Origin of the sequence: Endozoicomonas sp. ONNA1 (genome assembly GCF_024606325.1) — a bacterium.
Taxonomy (GTDB): Bacteria; Pseudomonadota; Gammaproteobacteria; order Pseudomonadales; family Endozoicomonadaceae; genus Endozoicomonas_A.
Window position 1 is genome coordinate 1 of record NZ_JAHHPN010000046.1, and the last position, 1018, is coordinate 1018.

Consider the following 1018-nt stretch of genomic DNA (forward strand, 5'->3'; position numbering starts at 1 on the left):
AGAATGACCAGCCGCGGCTATGTGGAAGGGTCTTTAAAAGTGCCAACAGCTTGTCGGCCCACAAAAGTGGATACCACACGGGGCAACGAACCTGTGACATGACCGTGACCGGTGAGGATGGCCAGCCGCGGCCGTGCGGAAAGATCTGCATGAATGTTCAAGGCCTGACGAATCATAAAATGAGAGACCACAGCGGGCAACAAATCTGTGACATGACCGTGGTTGGGGAGGATGGCCAGCCGAAACCGTGCGGAAAGGTCTGCAAGAATGCTCAATTCCTTTCGTCTCACAGAAGAAGAAACCACGCAGGGGAACGAACCTGTGATGTGAATGTGATTGGGGAGGATGGTCAGTCGCGGCCGTGCGGGACGGTCTTTAAGAATGCTCACGCCCTGTCGAATCACAAAGCCGGATACCACACCGAACAAAAAAACTGTGACGTGACCGTGGTTCGCAAGGATGGCCTGCCGCAGCCATGCGAAAAGGTCTGCAAGAATACTAAAGCCCTGTTGAATCAAAAAAGAATGCATCGAAAACGCAAGTCTCCTGTTGTGGATCAGAACGATGACCTCAGTCCTTGATCTGACAGCCGCCCTTTCATGAGGTTTTCTTGATCTATCTTTGCTCTGAACAAACCAGAATGCAGGGATAGAATTATTCAATACTCACTCTTTGCGGCACAGCGGTTGCTGTTACTGACGTTGTCTGTCGTCTGTCAGGCCGAACCGTTCACAGATCGTTTTATTGTCGATACCAAAGACACTCCAATATACTCCAACCCTTATTCAGAGATATCTGTAAAAGTGGTTGCAGTTGTCGGTTTGCTCTTAAAAAGCTATTGGAACTCCGATTCACCGTCGTTTAACTCGATGGAACTCCGGGAGGGGAGTCAAGATCACCCGTTTACAATCACTACTGTGATGCCAGGCTCTGGACACAACCAAAAACCCGGCCCGCCATCAAAATCATCCGGGCAGGAAGCCCCGGAGGCCCTCCCCCAACCTATAGGCTTTTTCAC

The 1018-nt window shown here is 50.7% G+C and carries 2 protein-coding genes; both read left to right on the plus strand.

Annotated features, from left to right (window positions below; all coding sequences use genetic code 11):
• A partial coding sequence (locus tag KDK19_RS01085; protein ID WP_257255252.1) for a hypothetical protein occupies positions 1 to 581 on the plus strand: 581 nt, incomplete at its 5' end.
• 105 nt (positions 582 to 686) lie between these two features.
• Positions 687 to 1018 (plus strand): hypothetical protein (locus KDK19_RS01090; protein ID WP_257255251.1); only part of this gene is annotated, 332 nt, incomplete at its 3' end.